Genomic DNA, 1,654 nt, shown 5'->3' with positions numbered 1-1,654 from the left:
AATAGTAGTAAAATAGATATTTTTTTATTCATTCTTTCCTCCTTATTTTTTTTTGTAATAATTAAAGAAAACATAGAATGTTTTCCTAAAAAAGTGGTTATTATATATACCACTGCAGTATTTATTGTTTTAATATGCTTTAATCTCTAAACATAAAAATATTTTTAATATCAGATAAATTATTAATATTTAGAGTTACAATATTTATTCCTTTATGTAATATTCTAGTAGAATTTGTTATACTACCAGCTTCATTTCTATTGTTATAAACTGTAAAACGAAAACTTCCAGGTCTTTTAATATTAACTCTCACATCTAGTGTTACTGGTCCATTCATAATGAAAGTACTTTTTTCAAAATCATAAACCACATAATTACTAGTAGTTTGATTTACTTCTATAATCTCAGTAGAGGTAGAAGGCTTGTTTATTCCTCCAAATGTTTCGTCTACTCTAAAAATATCCTTTAATTCTGGTTCCACAAGACCTGCTGGAGTGAGTTCAATCATTGATACTGGTTCAGCAACTTCCATAGCTGCATATGAACTTGTCTTTATTTCTATTTCTAGTGGACGAGAATTTGCTACTTTCCAGTTATATCCCCTTTTTAAATATTGAATGTAGTCATCTTTTGGAACTATATTTGCTTTAAATACTTCACAATATTGATATATTGCCACTCTTCGTGGATAGTTAGTGGGCATAAACTGATGTCTTATTTGAGAATCGTGAGAACTCTCTAGTGATATTTCTCTACCATATGTGTTTGTCAAACTCTCATTAATTTGCCTTTGAAAGTTTACACCCATACTCAACCCTCCTCCAGAAATTCCAAAGTTTACTCCTGTAGTAAGAGAGGTTCCAGTTGTTTTAGCTATACTAAACGCATCTTTATTAGTAATACCATAATGTGTGTTTTCAACTAAAGTTGGAGCATAATTTGGCCCAGCGTTACTATCTGTTACCTTCTTCCAATAAGAGAGGCTAGAAAATGTTGAATAACCAAGAAATCCTCTAGAATTTCCAGATAAAACTATACTAAAAGCAACCTCGCCAGGATTTACGTATTTTCTCGGAAGTTTAGTGACATCATTAACGACAAGTCCACTTGTGCTTATAAATGCCTCTGCAAATGCTCCCTTTCTATCTTTGACTTTTCTTATAAAATTTTCATCATTAAGCCAACCTCCATTAATAAAAACTATATCTGCAACTATTTTATCAGGGTATACTTCTTTTTCATCCCCAACAAATATTTTATCAGTAAATACATTATAATATTCCGGTTTCCCCTCAGGCAAAACTCTATGATTATTTGATGCACCATTTAAATATATAGGATAGCTTGAAATAGAGTAAGTTTTTAAACTATTAGCTAAAAAAGCTGAAAACATTAACATTATCATCAATAAAATCCTCGTAAATTTGTTTCTTGTTTTTTTCATTTTGTTCCCCCTAGTTTTTTGTTAAATTAATAAATATACATAATAGCTAAATTCGTACTTCATTACACTTTATTTTCATCCCCCCTAATTTTAATTATTTTAATTATCCATAGACTATAATATCAAGAGCTACTTCTAAAAGAATATGTCATGAAATTAAATTTTCCAATTTATTTTTTAAAATATAAAAAAACTGAAATTTAATTTTAA

General features: G+C 28.7%; 1 protein-coding gene. It reads right to left on the bottom strand.

The window, feature by feature from the left end:
- Nucleotides 1-139 precede the first annotated feature (139 nt).
- Nucleotides 140-1,444 (bottom strand): hypothetical protein, encoded by a 1,305-nt coding sequence (locus WBG30_RS09775; protein ID WP_424504468.1) that lies wholly within the window; start codon nucleotides 1,442-1,444, stop codon nucleotides 140-142.
- Nucleotides 1,445-1,654 lie beyond the last annotated feature (210 nt).

Origin of the sequence: Psychrilyobacter sp. (assembly GCF_049671765.1) — a bacterium.
Classification (GTDB): Bacteria; Fusobacteriota; Fusobacteriia; order Fusobacteriales; family Fusobacteriaceae; genus Psychrilyobacter.
This window is presented reverse-complemented; position numbering and strand designations above follow the sequence as displayed.

Excerpts from the sequence above, each read along its gene's own strand:
- WBG30_RS09775 (WP_424504468.1), bottom strand. The coding sequence starts at position 1,444 with ATGAAAAAAACAAGAAACAAATTTACGAGGATTTTATTGATGATAATG.